The organism is Geodermatophilus pulveris (genome assembly GCF_900188375.1).
GTDB lineage: Bacteria > Actinomycetota > Actinomycetes > Mycobacteriales > Geodermatophilaceae > Geodermatophilus > Geodermatophilus pulveris.
In genome coordinates this window covers 1-1151 of the sequence record NZ_FZOO01000025.1, presented here as the reverse complement: position 1 = coordinate 1151, position 1151 = coordinate 1, and the positions used below count along the sequence as shown (strand labels likewise).

Below are 1151 nucleotides of genomic sequence, written 5' to 3'. Positions count from 1 at the left end.
GCGTCGAGGGCGGCCGGGAGGGCGGTGAGGAAGGCGTCGACCTGGGCGTCGGTGACCACCAGGGACGGCGCCAGGCGCAGCACGTCCGGGGCGACGGCGTTGGTCAGGAACCCCGCCTCGCGCAGCGCGGCCTCCAGCGCCGGGGCGACCTCGGCGGTGAGCACCACGCCGAGCAGCGCCCCCCGCCCGCGCACGCCGGCCACCCCCGGGTGGCCCAGCGCGTCGATGCCGGCGGTGAACCGCGCCTCCAGCTCCTTGGCCCGCTCCAGCAGCCCCTCCTCGCGGATGGTGTCCAGCACCGCCAGCGCCGCCGCCGCCGCGATCGGGTTCCCGCCGAACGTCGACCCGTGCGACCCCGCCCCCAGCAGCTCGGCGGCGTCCCCGAAGGCCAGCGTGGCGCCCAGCGGCAGCCCCCCGCCGACCGCCTTGGCCACCGTCACCACGTCCGGGGTGACCCCGTCGGCCTGGTGGGCGAACCAGTGCCCGGTGCGCCCGGTACCGGTCTGCACCTCGTCCACGGCGAACAGCGCACCGGCCGCCCGGGCCGCGGCCTGCGCGCCGGCCAGGTACCCGGCCGGCGCCGGGCGCACCCCGCCCTCGCCCAGCATCGGCTCCAGCAGCACCATCGCCGTCTGCTCGGACACCACCGCGGCCAGCGCGCCGGCGTCGCCGTAGGGCACGTGGGTCACCCCGCCGGGCAGCGGGGCGAACGCCGCGGCCTTACCCGGCTGCCCGGTCAGCGCCAGCGCCCCCATCGTGCGGCCGTGGAAGGACCCCTGCGCGGTGACCACCCCGGCCCGCCCGGTCAGCCGGCTGATCTTGAAGGCGGCCTCGTTGGCCTCCGCGCCGGAGTTGCAGAAGAACACCCGCCCCGGCCGCCCGGCCAGCTCCACCAGCCGCTCGGCCAGCGCCACCCCGGGCTCGTGCACCGCCAGGTTGGACACGTGCCCCAGCGTGGCCGCCTGCCGGCTGATCGCCGCCACCACCCGCGGGTGCGCGTGGCCGAGGATCGTCGTGGCGATCCCGCCCAGCAGGTCGGTGTAGGACCGGCCGTCCACGTCCCACACGGTGGCGCCCGCCCCGCGGGCCAGCGCCACCGGCGGGGTGCGGTAGTTGCCCATCATCACCGCCGACCAGCGGGCCGACAGCTC

1 protein-coding gene is annotated in these 1151 nt (G+C 78.2%); it reads right to left on the bottom strand.

What is annotated here, in order from left to right; all coding sequences use genetic code 11:
• Positions 1 to 1151, bottom strand: a 1151-nt coding sequence (locus CHB98_RS20900) for an acetylornithine transaminase (protein ID WP_218822459.1), incomplete at both ends; no start/stop codon positions are given.